Source organism: Calidifontimicrobium sp. SYSU G02091 (genome assembly GCF_022631395.1).
Lineage (GTDB): Bacteria > Pseudomonadota > Gammaproteobacteria > Burkholderiales > Burkholderiaceae_C > Calidifontimicrobium > Calidifontimicrobium sediminis.
In genome coordinates this window covers 158,271-180,479 of the sequence record NZ_JALBGB010000002.1, presented here as the reverse complement: position 1 = coordinate 180,479, position 22,209 = coordinate 158,271, and the positions used below count along the sequence as shown (strand labels likewise).

Annotated in this window: 25 protein-coding genes; 9 read left to right on the top strand and 16 right to left on the bottom strand. The window is 73.5% G+C overall.

Features of this window, described 5'->3' with window-relative positions:
- Positions 1-277 precede the first annotated feature (277 nt).
- Positions 278-574 carry a SemiSWEET transporter gene (locus MOJ79_RS02285; protein WP_241922697.1) on the bottom strand — a complete coding sequence of 99 codons (297 nt, stop codon included), beginning with the start codon at positions 572-574 and terminating at the stop codon, positions 278-280.
- Positions 575-596: 22 nt separating this feature from the next.
- Positions 597-2,021, bottom strand: coding sequence for a D-alanyl-D-alanine carboxypeptidase/D-alanyl-D-alanine endopeptidase (gene dacB / locus MOJ79_RS02280; protein WP_241922696.1), 1,425 nt, complete (start codon positions 2,019-2,021; stop codon positions 597-599).
- A gap of 32 nt (positions 2,022-2,053) precedes the next feature.
- On the opposite strand from dacB, the gene MOJ79_RS02275 reads away from it, so the two are divergent.
- From MOJ79_RS02275 to MOJ79_RS02250, 6 genes are all read left to right on the top strand, one after another.
- A complete protein-coding gene (locus tag MOJ79_RS02275; protein ID WP_241922695.1) occupies positions 2,054-3,013 on the top strand; it encodes a DMT family transporter in 960 nt (319 codons plus the stop codon).
- 16 nt (positions 3,014-3,029) lie between these two features.
- Complete coding sequence (tsaB, locus tag MOJ79_RS02270; RefSeq protein ID WP_241922694.1) at positions 3,030-3,734, top strand: tRNA (adenosine(37)-N6)-threonylcarbamoyltransferase complex dimerization subunit type 1 TsaB; 705 nt, start codon at positions 3,030-3,032, stop codon at positions 3,732-3,734.
- A 56-nt stretch (positions 3,735-3,790) separates the two neighbouring features.
- Entirely contained in the window at positions 3,791-4,168 is a 378-nt protein-coding gene (locus MOJ79_RS02265; protein ID WP_241922693.1) for a hypothetical protein, read from the top strand.
- A gap of 80 nt (positions 4,169-4,248) precedes the next feature.
- Positions 4,249-4,635, top strand: coding sequence for a hypothetical protein (locus MOJ79_RS02260; RefSeq protein ID WP_241922692.1), 387 nt, complete (start codon positions 4,249-4,251; stop codon positions 4,633-4,635).
- Positions 4,635-5,153 carry a ribosomal protein S18-alanine N-acetyltransferase gene (gene rimI / locus MOJ79_RS02255; RefSeq protein ID WP_241922691.1) on the top strand — a complete coding sequence of 173 codons (519 nt, stop codon included), beginning with the start codon at positions 4,635-4,637 and terminating at the stop codon, positions 5,151-5,153. The genes MOJ79_RS02260 and rimI overlap by 1 nt, the downstream gene beginning before the upstream one ends.
- Positions 5,140-5,910, top strand: a complete 771-nt coding sequence (locus MOJ79_RS02250) for a uracil-DNA glycosylase (protein WP_241922690.1) — start codon at positions 5,140-5,142, stop codon at positions 5,908-5,910. The genes rimI and MOJ79_RS02250 overlap by 14 nt, the downstream gene beginning before the upstream one ends.
- Before the next feature lie 19 nt (positions 5,911-5,929).
- Here the strand turns inward: MOJ79_RS02250 and glmU are convergent, their stop codons facing one another.
- Positions 5,930-7,321: a bifunctional UDP-N-acetylglucosamine diphosphorylase/glucosamine-1-phosphate N-acetyltransferase GlmU gene (gene glmU, locus MOJ79_RS02245; RefSeq protein ID WP_241922689.1), complete on the bottom strand. Its 1,392-nt coding sequence runs from the start codon at positions 7,319-7,321 to the stop codon at positions 5,930-5,932.
- A gap of 10 nt (positions 7,322-7,331) precedes the next feature.
- Between glmU and MOJ79_RS02240 the strand changes: the two genes are divergently transcribed.
- Positions 7,332-8,216 (top strand): DUF6279 family lipoprotein, encoded by an 885-nt coding sequence (locus tag MOJ79_RS02240; protein ID WP_241922688.1) that lies wholly within the window; start codon positions 7,332-7,334, stop codon positions 8,214-8,216.
- Between the two features lie 390 nt (positions 8,217-8,606).
- Here MOJ79_RS02240 and MOJ79_RS02235 read toward each other — a convergent pair whose 3' ends face one another.
- The 10 genes from MOJ79_RS02235 to MOJ79_RS02190 all read right to left on the bottom strand — a co-directional run bounded on the left by MOJ79_RS02235 (position 8,607) and on the right by MOJ79_RS02190 (position 18,142).
- Entirely contained in the window at positions 8,607-10,553 is a 1,947-nt protein-coding gene (locus tag MOJ79_RS02235) for a sigma-54-dependent Fis family transcriptional regulator (protein ID WP_241922687.1), read from the bottom strand.
- 94 nt (positions 10,554-10,647) lie between these two features.
- Positions 10,648-10,956 carry an MTH1187 family thiamine-binding protein gene (locus MOJ79_RS02230; RefSeq protein ID WP_241922686.1) on the bottom strand — a complete coding sequence of 103 codons (309 nt, stop codon included), beginning with the start codon at positions 10,954-10,956 and terminating at the stop codon, positions 10,648-10,650.
- Positions 10,943-11,680, bottom strand: a complete 738-nt coding sequence (locus MOJ79_RS02225; RefSeq protein ID WP_241922685.1) for a lipoyl protein ligase domain-containing protein — start codon at positions 11,678-11,680, stop codon at positions 10,943-10,945. The genes MOJ79_RS02230 and MOJ79_RS02225 overlap by 14 nt, the downstream gene beginning before the upstream one ends.
- 7 nt (positions 11,681-11,687) lie before the next feature.
- Positions 11,688-12,806, bottom strand: a complete 1,119-nt coding sequence (locus tag MOJ79_RS02220) for an acetoin dehydrogenase dihydrolipoyllysine-residue acetyltransferase subunit (protein ID WP_241922684.1) — start codon at positions 12,804-12,806, stop codon at positions 11,688-11,690.
- Positions 12,806-13,822: an alpha-ketoacid dehydrogenase subunit beta gene (locus MOJ79_RS02215; RefSeq protein ID WP_241922683.1), complete on the bottom strand. Its 1,017-nt coding sequence runs from the start codon at positions 13,820-13,822 to the stop codon at positions 12,806-12,808. Before MOJ79_RS02215 ends, MOJ79_RS02220 begins: the two co-directional genes overlap by 1 nt.
- Positions 13,823-13,842: 20 nt before the next feature.
- Positions 13,843-14,841, bottom strand: a complete 999-nt coding sequence (locus MOJ79_RS02210; protein WP_241922682.1) for a thiamine pyrophosphate-dependent dehydrogenase E1 component subunit alpha — start codon at positions 14,839-14,841, stop codon at positions 13,843-13,845.
- A gap of 18 nt (positions 14,842-14,859) precedes the next feature.
- Positions 14,860-15,939 (bottom strand): NAD(+)/NADH kinase, encoded by a 1,080-nt coding sequence (locus tag MOJ79_RS02205; RefSeq protein ID WP_241922681.1) that lies wholly within the window; start codon positions 15,937-15,939, stop codon positions 14,860-14,862.
- Positions 15,940-16,300: 361 nt separating this feature from the next.
- Entirely contained in the window at positions 16,301-17,233 is a 933-nt protein-coding gene (gene ttcA / locus MOJ79_RS02200) for a tRNA 2-thiocytidine(32) synthetase TtcA (RefSeq protein ID WP_241922680.1), read from the bottom strand.
- Entirely contained in the window at positions 17,214-17,378 is a 165-nt protein-coding gene (locus MOJ79_RS02195; protein ID WP_241922679.1) for a hypothetical protein, read from the bottom strand. The genes ttcA and MOJ79_RS02195 overlap by 20 nt, the downstream gene beginning before the upstream one ends.
- Positions 17,375-18,142 carry an SDR family oxidoreductase gene (locus MOJ79_RS02190; protein ID WP_241922678.1) on the bottom strand — a complete coding sequence of 256 codons (768 nt, stop codon included), beginning with the start codon at positions 18,140-18,142 and terminating at the stop codon, positions 17,375-17,377. Before MOJ79_RS02190 ends, MOJ79_RS02195 begins: the two co-directional genes overlap by 4 nt.
- Positions 18,143-18,162: 20 nt before the next feature.
- Between MOJ79_RS02190 and MOJ79_RS02185 the strand changes: the two genes are divergently transcribed.
- Both MOJ79_RS02185 and MOJ79_RS02180 read left to right on the top strand, forming a co-directional pair.
- A complete protein-coding gene (locus MOJ79_RS02185) occupies positions 18,163-19,302 on the top strand; it encodes a class I SAM-dependent methyltransferase (protein WP_241922677.1) in 1,140 nt (379 codons plus the stop codon).
- Between the two features lie 7 nt (positions 19,303-19,309).
- Positions 19,310-19,501 carry a DUF2905 domain-containing protein gene (locus MOJ79_RS02180; protein WP_241922676.1) on the top strand — a complete coding sequence of 64 codons (192 nt, stop codon included), beginning with the start codon at positions 19,310-19,312 and terminating at the stop codon, positions 19,499-19,501.
- A 17-nt stretch (positions 19,502-19,518) separates the two neighbouring features.
- On the opposite strand, the gene MOJ79_RS02175 is transcribed toward MOJ79_RS02180, so the two are convergent.
- The 3 genes from MOJ79_RS02175 to MOJ79_RS02165 form a co-directional block, all read right to left on the bottom strand.
- The gene (locus tag MOJ79_RS02175; protein WP_241922675.1) at positions 19,519-19,896 is read right to left on the bottom strand and encodes a hypothetical protein; all 378 of its coding nucleotides are present in this window, start codon (positions 19,894-19,896) and stop codon (positions 19,519-19,521) included.
- 78 nt (positions 19,897-19,974) lie between these two features.
- On the bottom strand, positions 19,975-21,207 hold the full coding sequence (locus MOJ79_RS02170) for a multifunctional CCA addition/repair protein (RefSeq protein WP_241922674.1): 1,233 nt from the start codon (positions 21,205-21,207) through the stop codon (positions 19,975-19,977).
- 34 nt (positions 21,208-21,241) lie between these two features.
- Positions 21,242-22,201 (bottom strand): complex I NDUFA9 subunit family protein, encoded by a 960-nt coding sequence (locus tag MOJ79_RS02165; protein WP_241922673.1) that lies wholly within the window; start codon positions 22,199-22,201, stop codon positions 21,242-21,244.
- Between the last annotated feature and the right edge of the window lie 8 nt (positions 22,202-22,209).

Here is a 22,209-nt window from a genome sequence, read left to right as displayed (position 1 = left end):
GCGGTGAATCTAGGCGTGGCGGCGGCGCCGTGCATCCGCCATCAGGCGGATGCCGCTGTCCTTCGTTGGTTCGGGCTGCATTCCAGGCGGCAGGGGTTGGCCGACATCGCACGCCCTCCTGCGCTCGAAACTTTCAATGAGCGGTTGTTGCCGCCGGGCCTCCCGAGTTTTCGCCCGGGCGCCGACCTGCGCAACCTGTCGGATGTCCCCGAGGTGATGAGTCACCCCGACGTCCGGTGGTGGTTTGCGTCACGGCGCGCGCTTTTCGCGAGGGGGCTCAACGAAGGCGGCGATCACCCGCGCGCCGCTGCGCGCGCACGACGCCGACCTTGACCGCGAGGATGCTCGCCGCCAGCGCGAGCGTCACGGCGTTGGCAACGATGATCGGCCACTCGCCGAGCGCGATGCCATAGACCAGCCACAGCGCGACGCCCGCCGTGAAGCACCCATACATGCCCAGCGAGATGCCGGCCACGTCGCGCGTGCGGAAAGTCAGCCACGCCTGCGGCACGAACGACGCCGTCGTCAGCGTCGCCGCGGCGTAGCCGATCCACGTTCCCCACTCCGCCGTCATCGCCGGCCGTCCCCGGGCCGCGTCACGGGCGGCGCGCGGCGTCGTCGAGCGTCCACTGCACCAGCGCGTCGAGCGCCGGTCGCGCGGCCTGCGCGTTGGCGTGCTGCACGACGGCCACCAGCACGTAGCGCCGCCCGCTCGTGCCGAGCACGTAGCCAGCCACCGCGGCGACGTCGCGCAGCGAGCCGGTCTTCAGGTGCGCGCGCCCGGGCTGCGCGCGCGAGCGCCGCAGCGTGCCGTCGACGCCGCTGGCCGGCAGCGACGACATCAGCTCCGACATCACCGGGCTCGCCCACGCCGCCTGCAGCAGCCGCGCGAGCGAATGCGCCGTCAGCCGCGTCTCGCGCGACAGGCCCGAGCCGTTGTCGAGCCGTAACGCCCCGTCGGGCTCGCCGAAGCGCTCGAGCGCCCAGCGCGTGAGCAGATCGCGTGCGGCCTGCGGCGTGGCCGGCGTGCGCGGCGTCTGCGTCTGCGCGGCCAGCGTCAGGAACAGCTGCTGCGCCATCACGTTGTTGCTGAACTTGTTGATGTCGCGCACGACGGCGGCCAGCGGCGGCGACTCGAACTCGAAGCTCGGCGGTGCGGCCGGCGCGGTGCCGTCGCGCACCGTGCCGGCCAGCCGCCCGCCGCCGGCGCGCCACAGCGCGCGCAGCAGCCGCGCGTTGTAGCTCGCGGGGTCGGGATACGCGACCGGCCAGCTGCGCTCGCCGCACGCGAGCGGGTAGCTGCCTTCGAAGCGCACGCGCTGCGGATCCTCGAGCGTGGCTTTCAGCCCGCCGCGCCAGTCGCCGCACGCCTCGCGCGACAGCGGCACCTCGGCGTCGACCGTGACGCCGTCGAGCAGCGGCTCGGCGCCGACGCGTGCGACGCCGCGCGCCGCGTCGGGCACGAAGCGGTACGTGACGGCCTTGTAGTTCAGCAGCAGCGCGTCGGGCTGCACGTTGTACGGCCGCAGCCACTCGCCGTCGAAGTCGGCCGGCGTGCCCTGCGCTTCGGCGAACGCGCTGCGGTCGAGCACGATGTCGCCGCGGATCTCGCGCACGCCGAGCTGGCGCACGCGCTCGAGCAGCAGCCAGGTGCGCTCGAGCGTCAGCGTCGGGTCGCCACTGCCGCGGATCACGAGCGCGCCGTCGAGCACGCCGTCCCTGACCGGGCCGTCGAGCCACACGCCGGTGCGCCAGGTCCACGCCGGGCCGAGCAGGTCGAGCGCGGCGTAGGTCGTCAGCAGCTTGGTCAGCGACGCCGGGTTGACGGCGTCGCGCGCGTGGTGCTGCAGCAGCGGCGCTGCGGCGCCGACCTCCTGCACGACGACGGCCATCGCCTCGGCCGGCACGCGGGCGCGCTGCAGCTCGCGCGCGACCTCGGCTGGCAGCGCCTGCGCGACGGACGCGCCGGCACCCGCCCACAGGGCGGCCGCGAGCCAGGCCGTGACGGTGCGCAGCGACATGCGGCGATGATCGCACGGCTACACTGCCCGCCATGTCGGTGCCGTCGTCTTCCCGCGCGCGCGCGATCGGCGCGGCCAGCGCGGTCGCGGTGCTGCTGATCTGGTCGTCGTTCATCGTCGTCGCGCGCTACGGCGCGCGGCTGACGCTGACACCGTTCGACGTCGCGTTCGTGCGCTTCGTGTTCTCGGGGCTGGTCGGCCTCGCCGTGCTCGCAGTGCTCGCGCCGCGCGGCGCGAGCCCGCTGGCCGGGCTCGGCTGGCGGCGCGTCGCGGCGCTGGCCGGCACCGCCGGCATCGGCTACTGCAGCCTGGCCTACAGCGCCTTCTTCTTCGCGCCGGCCGCGCACGGTGCGGTGCTGATGCCGGGCTCGCTGCCGCTGTGGACGGCGCTGGCCGCGCTCGTGCTGCTGCGCGAGCGGCTGACGGCGCGCCGCATGCTGGGGCTGGTGCTGATCGTCGCCGGCGACCTGCTCGTCGGCGGTGCCAGCCTCGTGCGTGCGTTCGACGGCGACACGACGTGGCGCGGCGACCTGATGTTCCTCGCCGCCGCGATGTGCTGGGGCACCTACACGGTGCTGTGCCGGCGCTGGCAGGTCGGCGCGGTGGCGGCGACGCTGGCGATCGCCGTGGGCTGCCTGGCGAGCTACGTGCCGCTGTACGCGCTCGGGGCCGCGATGGGCTGGTGGCCGAGTGCGCTCGCCGCCGCGTCGTGGACCGAGATCGGCGCGCAGGCGCTGTACCAGGGCGGGCTCGCGATGTGGGTGGCCGGCGTCGCGTTCACGCACGCGGTGCGCACCTTCGGCCCGGTGCGCACGACGATGGTCACCGCGCTGGTGCCCGGCATCGCCGCGCTCGCGGCGGTGCCCTTGCTCGGCGAGCCGCTGGGCGCGCACGCGCTGGCGGGGCTCGCGTGCGTGACGCTGGGGCTGTTCCTCGGGCTGCGCGCGGTGCCGGCGCCGGCACCGGCGGCCGCGCTGGCGGCGACGCGTTGACGCGGCGGGCGGGTGCATGGCAGCGAGACTGGTCGCGATCGACACTTCGACCGAGCGGATGGTGCTCGCGGTGGGCACGGCCGACCGTGTCGTCACGCGCGACGAGGCGGGTGCCGCGCGCACGTCGGCGCGGCTGCTGCCGGCGCTGCACGAGCTGCTCGCCGAGGCGGGACTCGCGCTGGCCGAGGTCGATGCGATCGCATTCGCGCGCGGCCCCGGCGCCTTCACCGGCCTGCGCGCCGCGTGCGCCGTCGCGCAGGGGCTCGCACTCGGGCTCGGGCGGCCGGTGCTGCCGCTCGACAGCCTGCTCGTCGTCGCCGACGCGGCGCGCGCGCAGGGCGCCGGCGACGACGTCGCCGTCGCGATGGACGCGCGCATGGACGAGATCTACGCCGGCCGCTACGTGCACGACGGCGCGCGCTGGCGGCTGCGCCAGCCGCCGGCGCTGTGGGCGCTGCCGCCGCTGGTCGACGCGTGGCAGCGTGAGCCTCCGGCCGCGGTGGCCGGCTCGGCGCTGAACGTGTTCGGCGACCGGCTGATGCTGCCGCCGTGCGTCGTGCAGTGGCCCGAACCGGGCGACTGCGGTGCTGCGCTGATGCGGCTCGCGCAGACGGCCTGGCGCGACGGCGGCGGTGTCGACCCCGCCGACGCGCTGCCGCTGTACCTGCGCGACAAGGTCGCGCTGACGACGGCCGAGCGTGCGGCCGCGGCGGCGCGGTGAGTTCATCGCGGAAGGAGAGGGGTGTCGTCGTGCGCAGCTGGCGGGGGCCGAGATCGATGGCGGGACTGTGGTACCTGACCCTGTCCTTCGTCGTCGCCGGACCGCTGTTTCGTGAGGGGCCGCAGCGGCTCGACAACCTCTGGTACCTCTACATGTCGCCGACCTTCGACGAGGGCAGTCCATGGGTGCTCGCCGCCGTTGCGCTGGCGAGCGCACTGCTCGGGCTGGCCGGGCTGGTCAACCCGTACTCGCCGCGGCTGTCGGCGTGGCTGTCGCGCCACGAGATCGGCGCGCGCCTGGCGGGCCTCGGGCTGCTGTTGTTTGGCATCGCGCTGTGGCAGTTCAGCCGGCCGGTGACGATCGCCTACGGCGTCGGGGCCGGCTTGCTCGCGTGGTCGTGGCGTCGTGCCGACCCCGACGACGGGTGGTTCTGAACCGGTGCCCGATGCGCAGACGCGGTCTAGCGGGATTACCTGGCCGCCCGGCGTCGCCGGGACGTGATGGGCAGCCGTCGGTGGCGCTGTCGTTGCTCGTCCACGCGTCGTGGCCGGCGAGCGTGGCGGCCGCGGTCGCCGCCACGACGGCGCCGCAGGGTGCGGCGTGGCTCGGGCGCGTGCCCGAGGTGTTCGCCATCCTCGCTCTGCCGTACGCTGTGTGGATGCTCGTGTCGGTCTGGGTCGCCGCGTGCCGCCGCACCATCGTCGGGGGTGTCGTCGGACTCCATCTGGACCTGCTCGTCGTCGGAGCGATGGTCGCGTCGTCGGCCGAGTCCCATGCGGCGAACGGCTGGTTGCTGTACCTGTTCAGTGCGCCGGTGGCTGCTCTCGCCGGCGCCGCCGTGGCCCGCTGGCTCGCGGTTTCCGGGGCCGCAGGGGGCGCGAAGAGAGGTCGGGGCGGCTGATGAGCAGCAGGTCGTCCAGCGAGCGTGCCGTGGCCGCCGCGCATCTGGCGCCGATGACGCTCGACGACGTCGATGCGGTGTACGCGCTCGAGGTCAGCGCCTACAGCTTCCCGTGGACGCGCGGCAACTTCGTCGACTCGCTGGTGGCCGGCCACCTCGCCGAAGTGCTGCGCGCCGGCGACGGCGAAGTCATCGGCTACTTCGTCGCGCTGCCCGGCGCCGACGAGATGCACCTGCTCAACCTCGCGGTGGCGCCGGCGCACCAGCGCCGCGGTCACGCGCGGCGGCTGCTCGACGAACTCGTCGCGCGCAGCGTCGCGCGCGGCGCGCGCAGCCTGTGGCTCGAGGTGCGCGAGAGCAATGCGCCGGCGCAGGCGCTGTACCGGCGCTACGGCTTCGTGCCGGTCGGCCGGCGGCGCGGCTATTACCCGGCCGCGCACGGCCGGCGCGAAGACGCCGTGCTGATGAGCCTGGACCTGGCGCCTTGGGCCGACGGGAGGGGCCATGGCATGGACTGAACGCCAGCGCGCGATGCTGCGCGAGATGGGCATCGAGCTGTGGCCGGGGGCGACGGTGACGAGCCCGCCGCTGCAGCCACCCGCAGCGGCTGCGCAGGGCGCGGCCCCCGCATCGGTGCCACCTGGTGCATCCGCTGCGCCGTCACCCGCGACGCCGCGCGGCGACGTTGCGACGATGGACTGGCCCGCGCTGCGCGCGGCGGTGGCCGCGTGCCAGGCCTGCGCGCTCGCGCAGTCGCGCCGGCAGACCGTGTTCGGCGTCGGTCACGAGCGCGCGCACTGGATGATCGTCGGCGAAGCGCCGGGCGAGCAGGAGGACCTCAAGGGCGAGCCCTTCGTCGGCCCCGCCGGGCGGCTGCTCGACGCGATGCTCGACGCGCTGGGCCTGACGCGCGAGGCGGGGCCGCCCGAGCGGCAGGTCTACATCGCCAACACGCTCAAGTGCCGCCCGCCGGGCAACCGCAACCCGCTGCCCGAGGAGATGGTGCGCTGCGAGCCCTTCCTCGTGCGCCAGATCCAGCTCGTGCAGCCGCGCATCCTGCTCGCGATGGGGCGCTTCGCGGTGCAGGCGCTGCTGCGCACCGACGAGCCGATCGGCCGCCTGCGCGGGCGCGTGCACCGCTACCAGGGCGTGCCGCTCGTCGTGACCTACCACCCGGCGTACCTGCTGCGCCAGCCGGCCGACAAGGGCAAGGCCTGGGACGACCTGTGCCTGGCCGCCGAGGTGCTCGAAGGGCAGGGCGCCGCCGGGGCGTGAGCGCCGGCGGGGGTGCGACTTAGCGGCCGCCGTCGGAGGTCTTGCCGCTCTTCGTCTTGACCGGCCGCTTCCACCCGGCGATCGTCACCTGCCGGCCGCGTGCGAGCGTCAGCTCGCCGGCCGGCGCGTCGTCGGTGATCGTCGAGCCGCCGCCGATCGTCGCGCCGGCGCCGATCGTCACCGGCGCGACGAGCACGCAGTTCGAGCCGATCAGCACGTCGTCGCCGATCACGGTGCGGTGCTTGTTCGCGCCGTCGTAGTTGGCCGTGATGCTGCCGGCGCCGTAGTTGACGCGTTCGCCGAGCGTCGCGTCGCCGAGGTAGGCGAGGTGGTTGGCTTTCGCGCCGCGCGCCAGCGTCGAGTTCTTCACCTCGACGAAATTGCCGATGTGCACCTCGTCGCCGAGCACGGCGCCCGGGCGCAGCCGCGCATACGGACCCACGCGCGCGTCGGCGCCGACCTGCGCGCCGTCGAGGTGGCTGAACGCCTCGATGCGCGCGCCGGCGGCCACCGTCGTGTCGCGCAGCACGCAGTGCGGCCCGACCGTGACGCCGTCGCCGAGCACGACCCGGCCCTCGAACACGCAGCCGACGTCGATCTCGACGTCGCTGCCGCACTCGAGCGTGCCGCGCACGTCGATGCGCGCCGGGTCCGCGAGCCGCACGCCGGCCGTCATCAGCGCGTCGGCGTGGCGGCGCTGCAGCCGCCGCTCGAGGTCGGCGAGCTGCTGCGGACTGTTGACGCCCAGCGCCTCGGTCTCGTCGGCCACCGGCAGACCGACGACCGGCACGCCGTCGGCCACGGCCATCGCGACGACGTCGGTCAGGTAGTACTCGCGCTGCGCGTTGTCGTTCTTCAGCGCGGCAACCCACCGCCCGAGCGCCGCGGTGGGTGCAGCCATCATGCCGGTGTAGACCTCGCCGATCGCCCGCTGCGCGGGCGTGGCGTCCTTCTCTTCGACGATCGCGAGCACGCGCGCGCCGTCGCGCACGATGCGCCCGTAGCCGTGCGGGTCGGCCGGCGTCATCGTCAGCAGCGCCAGACGCTCGCCGCCGCACGCGTCGACGAGCGCGCGCGCGGTGGCGGCGGTGACCAGCGGTACGTCGCCGTTGAGGATCAGCGTCGTCGGCGCGCCGGGGTCGAGTGCCGGCACCGCCTGCTGCACCGCGTGCCCGGTGCCCAGCTGCGGCTCTTGGCGCACGAACACGCGCCCGGGCGCGGCACACGCCGCCTCGACCTCGTCGCCGCCGTGGCCGACGACGACGACGACGCGCGATGCCGCCACGCCGGCAGCGGCGTCGAGAACGTGCTGCAATAGCGCGCGCCCACCGAGCCGGTGCAGCACTTTCGGCCGCTGCGACTTCATGCGGGTGCCGCGGCCGGCGGCGAGGATCACGACGTTGTGGCCCATCAAAGCATCCTTGGGTAGCGCCCGGATTATCCGGGCGCTGTGGCTGCTCGCCGTCGCGGCGATCGTGACGGGTTGCAGCGCGGTGCGCCTGGGCTACAGCCAGGGCCACGAGCTCGCGTACTGGTGGCTCGACGGCTACGTCGACTTCACCGCCGAGCAGTCGCCGCTCGTGCGCGACGCGCTGCGCGGCTGGTTCGCATGGCACCGCGCGACGCAGCTGCCCGAGTACGCCGAGCTGCTGCGCGAGGCGCAGCAGCAGGTGCGGCTGCCGGCGCAGCCCGAGCAGGTGTGCCGCTGGGCCGACGCGCTGCAGCAGCGCGCGCAGGTGGCGATCGAACAGGCGCTGCCGTGGCTCGCCGAGCTCGTGATCGCGCTGACGCCGGCGCAGCTCGCGCACCTCGAGCAGCGCCTCGCGAAGGGCAACGCCGAGTTCCGCGCGCAGTTCCTGCCCGACGACGCGGCCGCGCGCCAGCGCGCCCAGGTCGACCGCATGCGCGCGCGGCTCGAGAACGTCTACGGGAGCCTGGACCGCGCGCAGCGCGAGCGGCTCGCGCAGGCGATGGCCGCTTCGCCCACCGACCCCGAGCGCTGGTACGCCGAACGGCTGCAGCGCCAGCACGACCTGCTGACGACGCTGCGCGCGGTGCAGGCGCTGCCGCCAGCCGAGCGCACGCCGCAGCGCGTGCAACCGATGCTGGCCGAGCTCGCGCAGCGCGTCACGACGTCGCCGCGCGCCGAGTACCGCGAGCACCAGCAGCGCCTGAAGCGCTTCAACTGCGAGCTGATCGCGCGCGTGCACAACGACACGACGCCGGCGCAGCGCGAGCGCGCGGCGGCCCGGCTGCGCGGCTGGGAAGACGACGCGCGCGTGCTCGCGGCGGTGAACGGGGCGTAGGCGTCCGATGTCGGCCCGTTGCGGTCGTTCGTGAAGGCTTGACTGCGAGGGTGGGCGCCCGGCACGCGGCGCGGGCATGCGTGCTCCGGCCCACCTCGCGCGGCAGCGGCGGTGCACTGCGGTCGCCCTGCCCTGCGCAGCGAGGTGCCCTGGCACGGTGGGCGGCGAGCGCGAATGGGGCCTGCGCCCGCACGCCCACGCCACGCGCCGCCCTCACGCTGGGGCACGGCACGCGCGCGCAGTTTGTGCAGGGTTGAATGCAGGGGAGTGCGGTAAGGGGAGTGCGGTCCTTGGGGCGCAGGCCCATTGCGCTCGCGCCGGCCCGGATGTTGTGGTGTCTTGCTGAGCACGTCCTGCATCCGTCGCTGGGGACACTTCAGGCCGGCAGCGTCAACCGTCACCGTCGCCGTATCCCGGCGGCGTGATGCCCCATCGCTTCATGCGCCGGTAGACCGTCATGCGCGCCACGCCCAGCTGGTGCGCCACGGCGCTGACATTCCAGCGTGCGGCACGCAGGTACTGCAGCAGCAGCTGCGCCTCGGCCGGCACGGCCGCGGGCTCGGCAGGCGTGGTGGGGGCCGGGGCGGCACGCGCAGCCGCCAGCAGCCCATCGGGCAGGTCGGCCACGCCGATCACGCCGCCGTCACCGGCCATCGCGCTGGCGTAGTCGATGACGTTCCTCAGCTCGCGCAGGTTGCCCGGCCAGTCGTGCGCGCGCAGCCAGTGTTCGGCGTCCGGGCCCAGCTGCACCTGGCGGCCGCCCTCGCGCAGCAGCTTGGCCACCAGCCAGGGCAGGTCGCGCCGCTGGCGCAGCGGCGGCAGCACCAGGTGGGCGCCGGCCAGGCGGTAGTACAGGTCGTCGCGGAAGCGGCCGGCGCGCACCAGGGCCTGCAGGTCGGCGTGGGTGGCGGCGATCACGCGCACGTCGACCTTGACGGCGCGCGTGGCGCCGATCGGCAGCACCTCGCGCTCGGCCAGCACGCGCAGCAGCCGCGCCTGCAGCGGCAGCGGCATATCGCCGATCTCGTCGAGAAACAGCGTGCCGCCGTCGGCCTCTTGAATGAGGCCGGCCTTGCCCTTGAGCCGCGCGCCGCTGAAGCTGCCGGGCAGGTGGCCGAAGAGCTCGCTCTCGATCAGCGTCTCGGGGATGGCGGCGCAGTTGACGGCGACGAAGGGCTTGCCGCGGCGCTGGCTGGCCTGGTGCAGGGCCTTGGCGAAATATTCCTTGCCGCTGCCGGTTTCGCCGGTGATGAGCACGCTCACCGGCGTATCGACTAGGCGCGCGGCGCGCTGGATCTGGCGGTCGAGCGCCGGGTCGCCGCCCGACAGCTGTGCCAGCGGCGCCGGCACCACAGGGTCGGCGGGCGTGGCCACCGCGGCGGCATGGGCCCAGCGGCTGGGCGGCGGCACGGCGTGCAGGAACAGCACCCGCCCGCTGCGTGCCAGCGTCACCGCCCGGTGTTCGCCCGGCATCGCGCGCACGAAGCGGCCCAGGTCGTCCAGCCGGGCATTGACCAATTGCTCGAAGGGCAGGCCAAGCACGGTGCTGCCATGCTCGCCTTCCAGCAGCAGCTGGGCCGCGCGGTTGTGGCCGACGATGCGCCCATGCGCATCCAGCGCCACCAGATGGTCGGGGTTGATCTCGACGAATTCCGGGCTGGGGTGCAGCTTCAGCACCCAGTCGTGGCGGAAGCAGCGCAGAAAGTTGGCGTTCTCCACCCGCTGCGCATAGACCTTGACCAGCTGCAGTGCCAGGTGCTGGCTGCTCTTGGCCTGCGGGGAGGTCAGCGCGCTGATGTCAAGGATGGCATTCAGCCGCCCGAGCGGGTCGTACACCGGCGCCGCGGTGCAGGTCAGCGGGATGTGGGTGGCGTCGAAGTGGTCGCCCTGATGCACCGTCAAGGCCTGGCCGGTGGCGATTGCCGTGCCCACGCCGCAGGTGCCGGCGTGGTGTTCGGACCAGTCGCTGCCCAGGTAGAGCCCGGCCTTGCGCAGCGTGGCGTCGAGTTGCAGGTCGCCGATGAAGTCGACGGTGACGCCGCGCGCGTCGGTGAGCAGCACGCAATAGCCCATGCCGGCCACCTGCTGGTACAGCGCCTCCAGGCCGTGGCGGGCGATGCGCAGGAATTCGTCCAGCCGCTCTTGGTGCTCGCGCACGCGGTGCGGCGGCAGGATGATGGCCTCCTGCATCCGCGTCGGGTCCAGGCCGTGCTGGTGCACGCAGCGGGCCCAGCTGTCGGCGATCACTGGGTCGGGGGCCTGTGCTGGGGGCAGGGGCAGACCCTCGCCGGCCAGGCGCATCACGGTGGCGATGTGCTCGCGCTGTCGCAGTTCCATGCCCTGTCTCCTGCCCGTCCTGCCTGCGCGGCTGGGGCCGCGTCTGACCAGGCCCGACTGTAGCGCCGGCTCGCCGTGCGGCGGCCGAATCTCCTCAGGTCGAGAGCTTGCGGCCCAGCCGCTGCTCGATCTTCTCGGTCTTGCTCTTCAGCCGCCCGGCCGGCCCGGCGCGGTAGTCCACCTTCAGGTTCATGCCGATGCGCGAGCAGTCGGGCTCTAGTGCCTTGAAACAGGCGGTCACCACGCCCATCACCTCGTCCCAGTCGCCTTCGAGGATGGTGCCCATGGGCGTGAGCTGGTAGGGCAGGCCGCTGCGGTCGATGACGTCGAGGATGCGGGCCACGTATTCGCTCACGCTCTCGCCCTTGCCGCCGGGGGCCATCGCAAATTCAAGCAACACCATGGGGGTTCTCCGTCGATGCAACGACCCGCGGCGGGACGACGCGGGCCAACTGTTCGGCCAGCGCGGTCAGCGTGCGGGCCTCGATGTCGGTCGCGCCGGCGGCCTGCGCGACGCTGGTCAGCGCGTCGGCCCGGTAGCGCGTGGACGTGCCGAGCGCCGCTTCGAAGGTATTGGCGCGTGCCGTCAGCGCGACCGGATCGGCACTGACGACGATGACCGCATGCGCCAGCACCATCGGCACGCCGGCCACGCGGCGCCAGGCCTGCGCCGTGCCCGCCAGCTTGGCGCCGTCCACGGCCAGGTTGTAGCGGCCGTCGCAGAACGAGCCGGCCACCGGCTGCGGTGAGGCCTGGATGCCCAGCCGCGCGAGGGCAGCCGCCAGCGCCGCGCACAGGTCGCGGTAGATGGCCTCGGTGCCGGCGGGCGCGGCGCCGGGCGCCGGCCAGGCCAGGCTGAGGTTCCACACGCCCGGGCCCTGCGGCACCAGGCCGCCGCCAGAGGCGCGCACCTGCACTTCGCCATGCCGGCCGTCCGCCGCGGCGGCAGCCCAGCCGGGCAGGGCGGTGTAGCGCCGCGGCACGACGATGCCCGTCGGCGCCGTCCACAGGTGCGCGCTGGCCCGGCCGAGCGCCGCGCTGCCAGCCAGCCAGTCGGCCTCGTGCGCGACGCCGGCGGTCACGGGCCGCCGGTGCACGGTGACGAAGCCGAACACAGGCAGCGCCACCGCCGCCTCAGCATTCGGCGAGGTGGCCGCGCAGCAGCGAATTGAAGTCGCCGGCCTTCTCCATCATCGCCATGTGGCCGGCCTCGGGCAGCACCTTGACCTTGGCACCGGGCGGCGCATGCTGCGCGTGCGACGCCGGGATCACCTGGTCGGCCGCGCCCCACACCACCGTCACCGGCACGCCGGAACCTTCCAGTTCCAGCGCCGGCTGCTCGGCCTGACGGCCGCCGGCAAACAGCGACGCCGCCAGCGCCTGCAGCAGCTCGGGCACGCCGTCCAGCCGCTTGTACTTCAGCAGGTCGTCCAGCAGCTGACGGGTGACCAGCGACGGGTCGGCAAACAGCTGCTCGACCACAGGCTTGAGCTCGCGCCGCGACGCCGCGGCGACGAAGCCGTCGATGTAGGCGGCGTTGATCTCGGGCCCCAGCCCGGCGCTGTTGACGAGCGTGAGCGAGGCCACCCGCGGCGGCTGGTCGCGGGCCAGCTGCGCCGCGATGGCGCCGCCCATCGAATGGCCCACGGCATGCACGCGCGGCACCCCGATGGCGTCGAGGAAGCGCCCCACGAAGCGGGCCAGGTCGGCCAGCGTGTGTCCCGGCAGCCGGGGGTCGGACTGCCCGTGGCCGGGCAGGTCGAGGGCGATCACCGGATGGCTTTCCGCGATGGCGTCGAGGTTGAACAGCCAGTTGCCGAGGTCGCCGCCGAAGCCGTGGATGAAGAGCACCGGCGTGCCGGCCTCGGGCCCGCGGCGGGCGTGGCGCACGCGGATGCCGTCGACCTCGATCCAGGCGAAGGACGGCGCCTCGTCATCGCCCTCGGCGGCCGCAGGCACCACGTAGCCGGCGATGTAGGCGTCGATGTCGGCGTCCGAAACCTCGGGCTCGGCCAGCACGCCCAGCAGCGCCTTCACCGGCAGCGTCTCGCCATCCTTCGCCACCTTGCGCCGCAGCAGCCCGGGGTCGGGCGCCTCCACGGCGTTGGAGATCTTGTCGGTCTCGACGTCGACGATGGGCTGGCCCACCGTGATGCGCGTGCCCTCGTCGACCAGCCAGCCGGCGATGGTGCCTTCGCGCATCTCCAGCCCCCACTTGGGCATGACGATGGGGGTGATGCCAGGTGTAGCCATTACTGCTTGCCTCCGGCCATGGTGCGCTTGACGGCGGCCGCGATCTGCGCCGCGCTGGGGATGTACAGGTCCTCCAGTACCGGCGAGAAGGGCACCGGCGTGTGCGGCGCGGTCACCATCTCGATCGGCCCCTTCAGGGCCTTGAAGGCTTGCTGCACCACCTGCGCCGAGATGTCGCAGGCGATGCTGCAGCGCGGGTTGGCCTCGTCGACGCAGACCAGCCGCCCGGTCTTCTCGACCGATTCGAGCACGGTGTCCAGGTCCAGCGGGCTCAGCGTGCGCAGGTCGATGACCTCGAGCTCGACGCCCTCCTTGGCCATCGTCGCGGCGGCGTCCAGCGCGCGGTGCACCATCAGCCCGTAGGTGACGACGGTGGCCGTCCTGCCCTCGCGCACGACATTGGCCTCGCCGAACGGGATGGCATAGCTGGCCTCCGGCACCTCGCCCTCGAAGCCGTAGAGGTTCTTGTGCTCGAGGAAGATCACCGGGTCGTTGTCGCGGATGCTCTGGATCAGCAGGCCCTTGGTGTCATAGGGCGTGCTCGGGCAGACGACCTTCAGTCCCGGGATGTGCGTGAACAGCGGCGTCAGCATCTGGCTGTGCTGCGCCGCGGCGCGGAAGCCCGCACCGCACATCGCGCGGATGACGACCGGCGTCTCCGCCTTGCCGCCGAACATGTACCTGAACTTGGCGGCCTGGTTGAAGATCTGGTCGAAGCACACGCCCATGAAGTCGACGAACATCAGTTCGGCCACCGGGCGCATGCCGCAGCAGGCCGCGCCGATGGCGGCGCCGATATAGGCCGATTCCGACAGCGGGGTGTCCATCAACCGGTCGCCGTGCTTGGCGTACAGGCCCTTGGTGACGCCGAGCACGCCACCCCAGGCGTCGCGCTCGCCCTCGCCGCCGGCGCCGCCGACGATGTCCTCGCCCATCACGATCACCGAGGGGTCGCGCGCCATCTCCTGGTCAAGCGCCTCGTTGATCGCCTGCTTCATGCTGATCTTGCGTGCCATGGTGTAGGTCTCCTGGTGGCTCAGTAATGGACGTAGACGTCGGTCAGCAGGTCGGCCTGCGTCGGCAACGGTGCCGCCTTGGCCTCGGTGACGGCGCGCTCGATCAGCCCCAGCACCTCGTGGTCGATGGCCTGCAGCTCGGCGGCCGTCAGCACGCCGGCGCCGGTGACGGCGGCGGTGAATTTCTTCAGGCAGTCGTGGTTGCTGCGGATGTCGTCGAGCTCGCCGGGCGCGCGGTAGGTCTGCGCGTCGCCTTCGAAGTGGCCGTGGAAGCGCACCATCTTGCACTCCAGCAACGCCGGCCCGCCGCCCCGGCGCGCACGCTCGATGATCTCGCCGGCGGCCTCGTGCACGGCGAAGAAGTCGGTACCGTCCACCGTCACGCCGGGCAGGCCGAAGCCGGCCGCGCGGTCGACATAACTGTCCACCGCCACGCCGTAGTCGCGGCTGGTGGATTCGGCATAGCCGTTGTTCTCGACGACGAAGATCGCCGGCAGGTTCCACACCGCGGCCAGGTTCAGGCTCTCGAGGAAGGTGCCCTGGTTGCTGGCGCCGTCGCCGACGAAGCTGATCGCCACGTCGCTCGGTCCGCCCGACTTCTGGGCGCGAAATTTGGCCGCCAGCGCCGCGCCGCAGACCAGCGGCGCGCCGGCGCCCAGGATGCCGTTGGCGCCCATCATGCCCTTGCCGAGGTCGGCGATGTGCATGCTGCCGCCCTTGCCCTCGCAGCTGCCGCCCTTCTTGCCGTAGATCTCCTTCATCATCGCCACCGGGTCCACGCCCTTGGCGATGCAGTGGCCGTGGCCGCGGTGCGTGCTGGCGATGCGGTCACCGTCCTTCAGGTGCATCATGATCCCGGTGCCGGCGGCCTCCTCGCCGGCATACAGGTGCACGAAGCCGGGGATGTCGCCACGCGCAAAGTCAATGTGCAGCCGCTCCTCGAATTCGCGGATGGTGCGCATCGTGCGGTAGGCCTGCAGCAGCTGCTCGCGCGACTGCGGGAAGGGGTTGCCTGCCATCGTCTGTCTCCTCGTCGGTCAGGGGTTGGAAAGGGGGTGGTCGGCGGGTGCCGACCGCAGCAAGCCGTCGCGCGCCGCCGCCGCCATGCAGCGCGCCACGTCGACGGTGAAGAAGGCGTTCTCGCGCAGCGTCACGCTGACGCGGTCGCCGGCCTCGAAGGCCAGTTCGCGTTCCCCGTCCAGCGCCACCGTGCCTGCCTGCTGCTGCACGCGCAGCGGCTCGTCGGGCGCCATGCGCTGCCAGCTGGCCACCGGCACCGGCAGCACCAGGCCCGGCGCGATGGGCGCGTGCAGCGTCAGCAGCGTGTGCGCGGGATCGGCCGCCAGCTGTACCGCCAGGCCGCCGCGCTCGCGCCGCGACACCGGTTGCAGCAGGCCGCCGATCGACGACAGGCCGATGGCCTCGGGCTCGGCAAAGGCCAGGTAGGCGGCGGCCAGCGAGCCGGTCTTCCACAGCGCACGTGCGCCCACGCTGCGGTCGTGCGTGATGACGGCGTCGACGATGGCGATGTCGCGCCGCTGCGGGCCGCCGTCGCGTGGGTGGATCAGTACCTCGAGCAGCTTGTTGGGCACCAGCGCCTGATCGGCGTCGATGCGCCCGGCGGCAAAAAGGCCGGCCGCCAGCCCGGTGATGGTGGGCTCGCGCATCTCCGGAAAGGCATTGTTGGTTCCAGTCGAGAGCCCGGCGATCGGCGGCGCATCGGGTCGGCCCGCCAGCTCGCGCACCACCGCGCGGTGCGTGCCGTCACCGCCCAGCACGACGATGGCGCGCGCGCCGGCGGCGTGCAGCGCCCGCGCCGCGGCAAAGCTGTCCTCGACGGTGGACGCGGGCTCGAAGTCCAGCCACTCGATGACCGGCAGCGTGCTGTCGCCACGCTTGAGGTGCCGCTCCAGCAGAGCGCGGATGCCGCCGCGGTCGGGCATCAGCAGGGCACGCGCGACGCCGGCAGCGCGCGCGGCCTGCAGCAGGCGCAGCACGATGTTGACGCGATCGGTGATCTGCAGGTTGCCGGCGTTGGCGACGACGCGGCGGATGTCGCGCGCCGACACCGGGTTGGCGACGACGCCGAGCAGCGGGGGTGACGAGGGGCCGGTCATGCCGCGGTAAGGGCAAGCGGCGTGCCAGCCACGTGCTGCGTGGTGCTGTCCCAAGTGATGGGCCGGCGGTCTGCGGGTTGTCCCGCGGCAATGCAGCTGTCGCAACGTGACAGCTGTCGCGCCTTGGGGTGTGACGGTTTGCCAGTGAGGCTCTCATTCACGCCAGCGTCGTCTGGCCACGGGCGGTGCCGACCGCACCGCGCTTCGCTCACCGCAATCGTGTCCACACGAGATGGGCCGGAGCACGCATGCCCGCGCCGCGTGCCGCGCACCCACCTTTGCAGTCAAGCCTTCACGAACGACCGCCACGGGACGCAAGCGCTTGCACGGCATCGTCCGTGCAACGGCGCCTCGGGCCCGATCAGCCGTCGCGCGGGTCGTCGCGCACGATGCGGATCGCAGGCGGCGCCGGCGCGCACGGCTCCTCGTCGAACGCGATGTCGCCGTCGGGGTCGGCGACACCGGTGCGCTGCAGCGTCTCGAACGGGTACAGCTTGCGGTCCATCAGGTGCGACGGCACGACGTTGGCGAGCGCGGTGAACATGTTGTCGATGCGCCCCGGGAAGCGCCTGTCCCAGTCGCGCAGCATCTGCTTGATCTGCGCGCGCTGCAGGTTGGGCTGGCTGCCGCACAGCGTGCACGGGATGATCGGGAACTTGCGGTGCTCGGCCCAGCGCTCGAGGTCGACCTCGGCGACGTAGGCCAGCGGGCGGATCACGATGTGGCGGCCGTCGTCGCTGACCAGCTTCGGCGGCATGCCCTTGAGACGGCTGCCGAAGAACATGTTCATCAGCAGCGTCTGCAGCATGTCGTCGCGGTGGTGGCCGAGCGCGATCTTGGTCGCGCCGAGCTCGCTGGCGACGCGGTACAGGATGCCGCGGCGCAGCCGCGAGCACAGGCTGCACATCGTCTGCCCTTCGGGGATCAGGCGCTTGACGATCGAGTACGTGTCCTGCGTCTCGATGTGGAAGGGGATGCCGAGCGAGCGCAGGTACGTCGGCAGCACGTCGGCCGGGAAGCCCGGCTGCTTCTGGTCGAGGTTGACGGCGACGACGTCGAAGGCGATCGGCGCGCGCCGGCGCAGCCCGAGCAGGATGTCGAGCAGTGCGTAGCTGTCCTTGCCGCCCGAGACGCACACTATGACCTTGTCGCCGGGCTCGATCATGTTGAAGTCGGCGATCGCCTGGCCCACGAGGCGGTGCAGGCGCTTGTCGAGCTTGCGCAGCTCGAACTCGGCGCGGCGCGGGTCGGCGGCCGGCGTGGTCACGGCGGTGTCAGGCGAGGTCGTGGACATGGACGTCGGCGACGACGGGCGCGCCGTCGCAAAGCGGGAACACGTTGGGTTGGGTGATGCGCGCCCACGCGCGGCGCACCGTGCGCCTGGCGAGCACGCGCAGCCGCTCGACCGACAGTCGCCGCAGCGCGGTGGGGCCGTTCATGCGAGGTACCCGAAATCGCGATCGTGCGGCTGCAGGTGCTGGCCGGCGTCGACGAGCACCGTCGTGCCGGTGCTCGCGCGCGCCGTCAGCAGGAAGTGCACCGCGTGGGCGACGTCGTCGGGCCGCGCGCCGTAGCCGAGCAGCGCCTTGGCCTGCAGCTGCGCGAGCTTGGCGTCGTCGATCTGCGCGCTGCCCAGCGTGAGGCCGGGCGCGACGCCGCACACGCGCACGCGCGGCGCCAGCGCCTGCGCGAGCAGCGTCGTCGCGCACTCGAGCGCGGCCTTCGACAGCGTGTACGACAGGCAGTCGGGGTTCGGATTCCACAGCTTCTGGTCGAGCAGGTTGACGACGCAGCCCGGCGTGTTGGCGCCGCGCGCGGCGAGGTGCTCGTGCAGCGCCTGCGCGAGCACGACGGCCGGCGCCGTGTTGGCGCGCCAGTGACGTTCCATCGCGGCGTAGCTGAAGTCGGCCGCGTGGTCCGGCTCGAACAGCGACGCGTTGTTGACGACGGCGTCGAGCCGGCCGAAGTGCGCGACGACGGCCGGCACCAGCGCCCGGCAGGCGGCCTCGTCGGCGAGGTCGGCCGCGAACGCGGCGGCGGCGGCGCCGGCCGCCACGGCGTCGTCGACGGTGCGCCGGGCGTCGGCCTGCGAGCGGTGGTAGTGCACCGCGACGTCGTGGCCCTGGCGCGCGAGGTGCAGCGCGATCGCGCGCCCGAGCCGGCGGGCGGCGCCGGTGACGAGCACGACGGGGCGGGCGGACATGGGCTTCCTACAATCGGTCGATGAACGAGCGCTCGGCCCGGAGGGCGACGGCGGCGTCGCCGGCCGGCGGCGCGCAGCCGGCCAGTGTATCGACGCCGCTGCAGCGGCACATCGCGCAGGCCATCGCCGCGGCCGGCGGCTGGCTGCCGTTCGACCGCTTCATGGCGCTGGCGCTGTACGCGCCGCAGGGCGGCTACTACGCGCGCGGCGACCGCCAGTTCGGCCTCGGGCCGGCGTCGGGCAGCGACTTCGTCACCGCGCCCGAACTGTCGCCGTACTTCGGCCGCGCACTGGCGCGGCAGGTCGCGCAGTGGCTCGACACGGCCGGCGCCGACACGGTGTGGGAGTTCGGCGCCGGTTCGGGGGCGCTGGCCGAGCAGCTGCTCGACGCGCTCGGCGAGCGCGTGCGCCGCTACGCGATCGTCGACGTCTCGCCGGCGCTGGCGGCGCGCCAGCGCGAGCGGCTGCGGCGCTTCGGCGCGCGCGTCGAGTGGCTGGCCGAGCTGCCGGCGCGGCTGCACGGTGTCGTCGTCGGCAACGAGGTGCTCGACGCGATGCCGGTGCAGCTGCTGCACTGGGACGGCGAACGCTGGTCGGAGCGCGGCGTCGCGCTCGACGGCGAGCGCTTCGTCTGGGCCGACCGGCCGACCGAGTTGCGCCCGCCCGTCGATGCCGGTTTCGTGCCCGGCACCGTGACCGAACTGCACCGGCAGGCGTGCGCGTTCGTGGCGACGCTCGCCGAGCGGCTCGACCGCGGTGCCGCGCTGTTCGTCGACTACGGTTTTCCGCAGGCCGAGTACTACCACCCGCAGCGCACCGGCGGCACGCTGATGTGCCACCGCGCGCACCGTGCCGACGCCGACCCGCTGGCCGACGTCGGTGACAAGGACATCACGTCGCACGTCGACTTCACGGCGGTCGCGCTCGCGGCGCAGGACGCCGGTGCCGACGTGCTCGGCTACACGACGCAGGCACGGTTCCTGATCAACTGCGGGCTGCTCGACCTGCTGGCCGACGCCGACCTGCGCGAGCGCGCGAACGCGCAGAAGCTGCTGACCGAGCACGAGATGGGCGAGCTGTTCAAGGTGCTCGCGTTCGGCCGCGGCATCGACGTGGCGCCGCTGGGCTTCGCCGCAGGCGACCGCACGCACACGCTGTGAGGCCGCGATGCGCTGGCTGATCGTGTTCCTGCTCGCGTTCCTGCTGTTCAACGGCTTGCGCGCGTGGCTCGAGAAGATCGGCCTCGGCCGACTGCCGGGCGACTTCAGCTTCCGCCTCGGCGGGCGCGAGTGGTACGTGCCGCTGGCCAGCAGCCTGCTGCTGAGCCTGATCGCGATGGCGATCGGCGCGCTGGTCTGACCGCCGCCGGCGCCGCTTCAGCCTTCGAGCGACCACTCGTGCGCGCAGTGCCGGCAGCGCACGCGCAGCCGCCGCCCGCCGGCTTCTTCGGCGGCGACCTCGAGGCGGCCGTAGGTCTGGCACTGTGCGCACACCGCCTGGTTGGCCACCTGCTCGGCGTGCATCAGGCGGTACAGATAGCGGCGCAGCGCGACGACGCCGACGACGCCGCACAGCCCGATCGCCGCGAAGTTGCCCAGCCGCGCGTCTGTGCCGCCCAGGCTCAGCCCTTCGAAGGCCGCGGCCAGGCCGATCGTGCACAGGAAGGTCAGCACCAGCCACGCATGGCTGCCGAGCAGCTCGCGCTCGTACCACTTGCGAAACCCGTGCTTGCGGATGCCGTCGGCCAACCCCATGCCACGCTCCCGGACTGCCCGTGGCCGTCGAGCGTAGCGCAGCCGCGCCGGCCGCGCGGTCCGGGGGACTCGCCGCCGTCAGGACGCCGCGGCGATGCCGGCGTCGGCGAGCGCGGCCACGCGGGCGCGGCGGATCGCGGCGCCGATCTGCGGGCCGGGCACGCCGCCGGCAGACGCGGCGATCGCCGCCGTGTCGACCGCGCGCGCGACGTCGAGTGCGCGCTGCAGCCGCTCGCGCGGCGGGTACGGGTCGTGCTCGCGCCCGCGGCGCCCGCGCGCGTCGCACTCGCACGCGAGCAGCAGCTGCGCAAAGCGCTCGGGCCGCCGCAGCGCGTCGCAGCGCTCGAGCAGGCGCAGCACGCCGGCGGCGTCGAGCGCGGCGCTGGCGTGCACGTGCCCGTGTTCGCGCGCGGCGAGCACGGCGAGCTCGTGGCAGTCGCCGGGCACCTTGAGCCGGCGGTCGATCGCCTCGACGAGCTGCACGCTGCGCGCCTCGTGGCCGAGGTGGCGCGGCCACTCGTCGCGCGGCGTCGTGCCCTTGCCGAGGTCGTGGCCGAGACAGGCCCAGCGCACCGGCAGCGGTGCGTCCAGGCGCGCCGCGGCGTCGAGCACGAGCATCAGGTGCACGCCGGTGTCGACCTCGGGGTGGTGCTGCGCGGGCTGCGGCACGCCCCACAGCCGGTCGACCTCGGGCAGCAGCACCGCGAGCGCGCCGCAGTCGCGCAGCACCTCGAACATGCGGCTCGGGCGCGCCTCCATCAGCCCGCGCGCGAGCTCCTGCCACACGCGCTCGGGCACCAGCGCGTCGACCTCGCCGGCGTCGACGAGGCGGCGCATCAGCGCCGTCGTCTCGGGCGCGACGCTGAAGTCGGGCAGCCGCGCCGCGAAGCGCGCGACGCGCAGGATGCGCACCGGGTCCTCGGCGAATGCGTCGGTGACGTGGCGCAGCACGCGCGCGGCCAGGTCGCGCCGGCCGCCGTAGGGGTCGATGACGTCGCCGCTGTCGGGGTCGATCGCCATCGCGTTGATCGTCAGGTCGCGCCGTGCGAGGTCCTGCTCGAGCGTGACCGATGCGTCGGCGTGGAACGTGAAGCCGTGGTAGCCGCGCGCGACCTTGCGCTCGGTGCGCGCGAGCGCGTACTCCTCGCCGGTCGCGGGATGCAGGAACACCGGGAAGTCGCGCCCGACGGGCCGGAAGCCCGCCGCGAGCATCTGCTCGGGCGTCGCGCCGACGACGACGTGGTCGACGTCGCCCACCGGCCGGCCGAGCAGCCGGTCGCGCACGGCGCCGCCGACGACGTAGCTCTTCACCGTCGGCCGGCCCGCTGGCTCGCCGCCGGCAGGTTCAGTTGCGGTGCGCCCGCGCGCGCAGCGGCGTCAGGCGCGCGCGGCCGGCGCCGCTGCCGAGGTAGGTCGGCACGATCGCTTCGAGCGCCGAGGGCGCGATGCCCAGCGCCTCGAGGCCCGGCAGCTGGCCGGTCGCGACGTTGGGCACCTGCATCGACAGCAGGTTGTCGCGCGACATCAGCGGCTCGCCCGGCGCGAGCTCCATCAGCCGCGCCTGCAGGCCCGCGAGCGCGCCGGGCAGCGGCAGCACCGGGCGCTCGTGCCCGGCGAGGCGCCCGGCCAGCCGCACCAGCTCGGCCAGCGTGTAGACGGTCGGGCCGACGCACTCGTAGGTCTGGCCGATCGCGTCGCGGCGCTCGAGGGCGACGACGATCGCGCGCGCGACGTCCTGCACCCACACTGGCTGGAAGCGCGCCTGCGCGCCGCCCAGCGGCACCAGCGGCAGCACGCCCTGCAGCTTCGCGAACAGGTTGATGAAGCGGTCCTCGGCGCCGAAGATCACCGACGGGCGCAGGATCGTCAGCTCGAGGCCGGCGTCGCGCAGCACCGCTTCGCCCTCGGTCTTCGAGCGCAGGTACAGCGACGGCGCGTTGGGCCCGACGCCCAGCGCGCTGACGTGCACGAGCCGCCGCACGCCGGCGTCGCGCATCGCCTTCGACAGCCGGCGCGGCAGCTCGACATGGACTTCGCGGAAGCGGGCCTCGTCGCCGTGCAGGATCGCGATCAGGTTGACGACGGCGTCCTGGCCGGCGACCAGCCGCGCCAGCGCACGGTCGTCGCGCACGACGTCGGCCTCGACGACTTCGACGGTGGGCAGGTAGCGGATCGTGCGCCCGGCGCGGGCGCGGCGCGTGGGCACCGTGATCGTGCCGCCGGCACCACCGCTGCGCTCGACGAGTTCGGCGCAGGTGGCGCGGCCGACGAAGCCGGTGCCGCCGAGGACGAGGATGCGATTCATCGGGGACG

What these genes read in the sequence shown, in the direction of transcription:
- MOJ79_RS02220 (WP_241922684.1), bottom strand. Translation starts at nt 12,806, where the DNA reads ATGGCTACACCTGGCATCACCCCCATCGTCATGCCCAAGTGGGGGCTG.
- MOJ79_RS02215 (WP_241922683.1), bottom strand. Translation starts at nt 13,822, where the DNA reads ATGGCACGCAAGATCAGCATGAAGCAGGCGATCAACGAGGCGCTTGAC.
- MOJ79_RS02210 (WP_241922682.1), bottom strand. Translation starts at nt 14,841, where the DNA reads ATGGCAGGCAACCCCTTCCCGCAGTCGCGCGAGCAGCTGCTGCAGGCC.
- MOJ79_RS02195 (WP_241922679.1), bottom strand. Translation starts at nt 17,378, where the DNA reads ATGAACGGCCCCACCGCGCTGCGGCGACTGTCGGTCGAGCGGCTGCGC.
- MOJ79_RS02185 (WP_241922677.1), top strand. Translation starts at nt 18,163, where the DNA reads ATGAACGAGCGCTCGGCCCGGAGGGCGACGGCGGCGTCGCCGGCCGGC.
- MOJ79_RS02175 (WP_241922675.1), bottom strand. Translation starts at nt 19,896, where the DNA reads ATGGGGTTGGCCGACGGCATCCGCAAGCACGGGTTTCGCAAGTGGTAC.
- tsaB (WP_241922694.1), top strand. Translation starts at nt 3,030, where the DNA reads ATGGCAGCGAGACTGGTCGCGATCGACACTTCGACCGAGCGGATGGTG.
- MOJ79_RS02190 (WP_241922678.1), bottom strand. Translation starts at nt 18,142, where the DNA reads ATGTCCGCCCGCCCCGTCGTGCTCGTCACCGGCGCCGCCCGCCGGCTC.
- MOJ79_RS02205 (WP_241922681.1), bottom strand. Translation starts at nt 15,939, where the DNA reads ATGACCGGCCCCTCGTCACCCCCGCTGCTCGGCGTCGTCGCCAACCCG.
- dacB (WP_241922696.1), bottom strand. Translation starts at nt 2,021, where the DNA reads ATGTCGCTGCGCACCGTCACGGCCTGGCTCGCGGCCGCCCTGTGGGCG.
- MOJ79_RS02285 (WP_241922697.1), bottom strand. Translation starts at nt 574, where the DNA reads ATGACGGCGGAGTGGGGAACGTGGATCGGCTACGCCGCGGCGACGCTG.
- MOJ79_RS02165 (WP_241922673.1), bottom strand. Translation starts at nt 22,201, where the DNA reads ATGAATCGCATCCTCGTCCTCGGCGGCACCGGCTTCGTCGGCCGCGCC.
- MOJ79_RS02180 (WP_241922676.1), top strand. Translation starts at nt 19,310, where the DNA reads ATGCGCTGGCTGATCGTGTTCCTGCTCGCGTTCCTGCTGTTCAACGGC.
- MOJ79_RS02265 (WP_241922693.1), top strand. Translation starts at nt 3,791, where the DNA reads ATGGCGGGACTGTGGTACCTGACCCTGTCCTTCGTCGTCGCCGGACCG.
- glmU (WP_241922689.1), bottom strand. Translation starts at nt 7,321, where the DNA reads ATGGGCCACAACGTCGTGATCCTCGCCGCCGGCCGCGGCACCCGCATG.
- MOJ79_RS02250 (WP_241922690.1), top strand. Translation starts at nt 5,140, where the DNA reads ATGGCATGGACTGAACGCCAGCGCGCGATGCTGCGCGAGATGGGCATC.
- rimI (WP_241922691.1), top strand. Translation starts at nt 4,635, where the DNA reads ATGAGCAGCAGGTCGTCCAGCGAGCGTGCCGTGGCCGCCGCGCATCTG.
- MOJ79_RS02230 (WP_241922686.1), bottom strand. Translation starts at nt 10,956, where the DNA reads ATGGTGTTGCTTGAATTTGCGATGGCCCCCGGCGGCAAGGGCGAGAGC.
- ttcA (WP_241922680.1), bottom strand. Translation starts at nt 17,233, where the DNA reads ATGTCCACGACCTCGCCTGACACCGCCGTGACCACGCCGGCCGCCGAC.
- MOJ79_RS02235 (WP_241922687.1), bottom strand. Translation starts at nt 10,553, where the DNA reads ATGGAACTGCGACAGCGCGAGCACATCGCCACCGTGATGCGCCTGGCC.
- MOJ79_RS02275 (WP_241922695.1), top strand. Translation starts at nt 2,054, where the DNA reads ATGTCGGTGCCGTCGTCTTCCCGCGCGCGCGCGATCGGCGCGGCCAGC.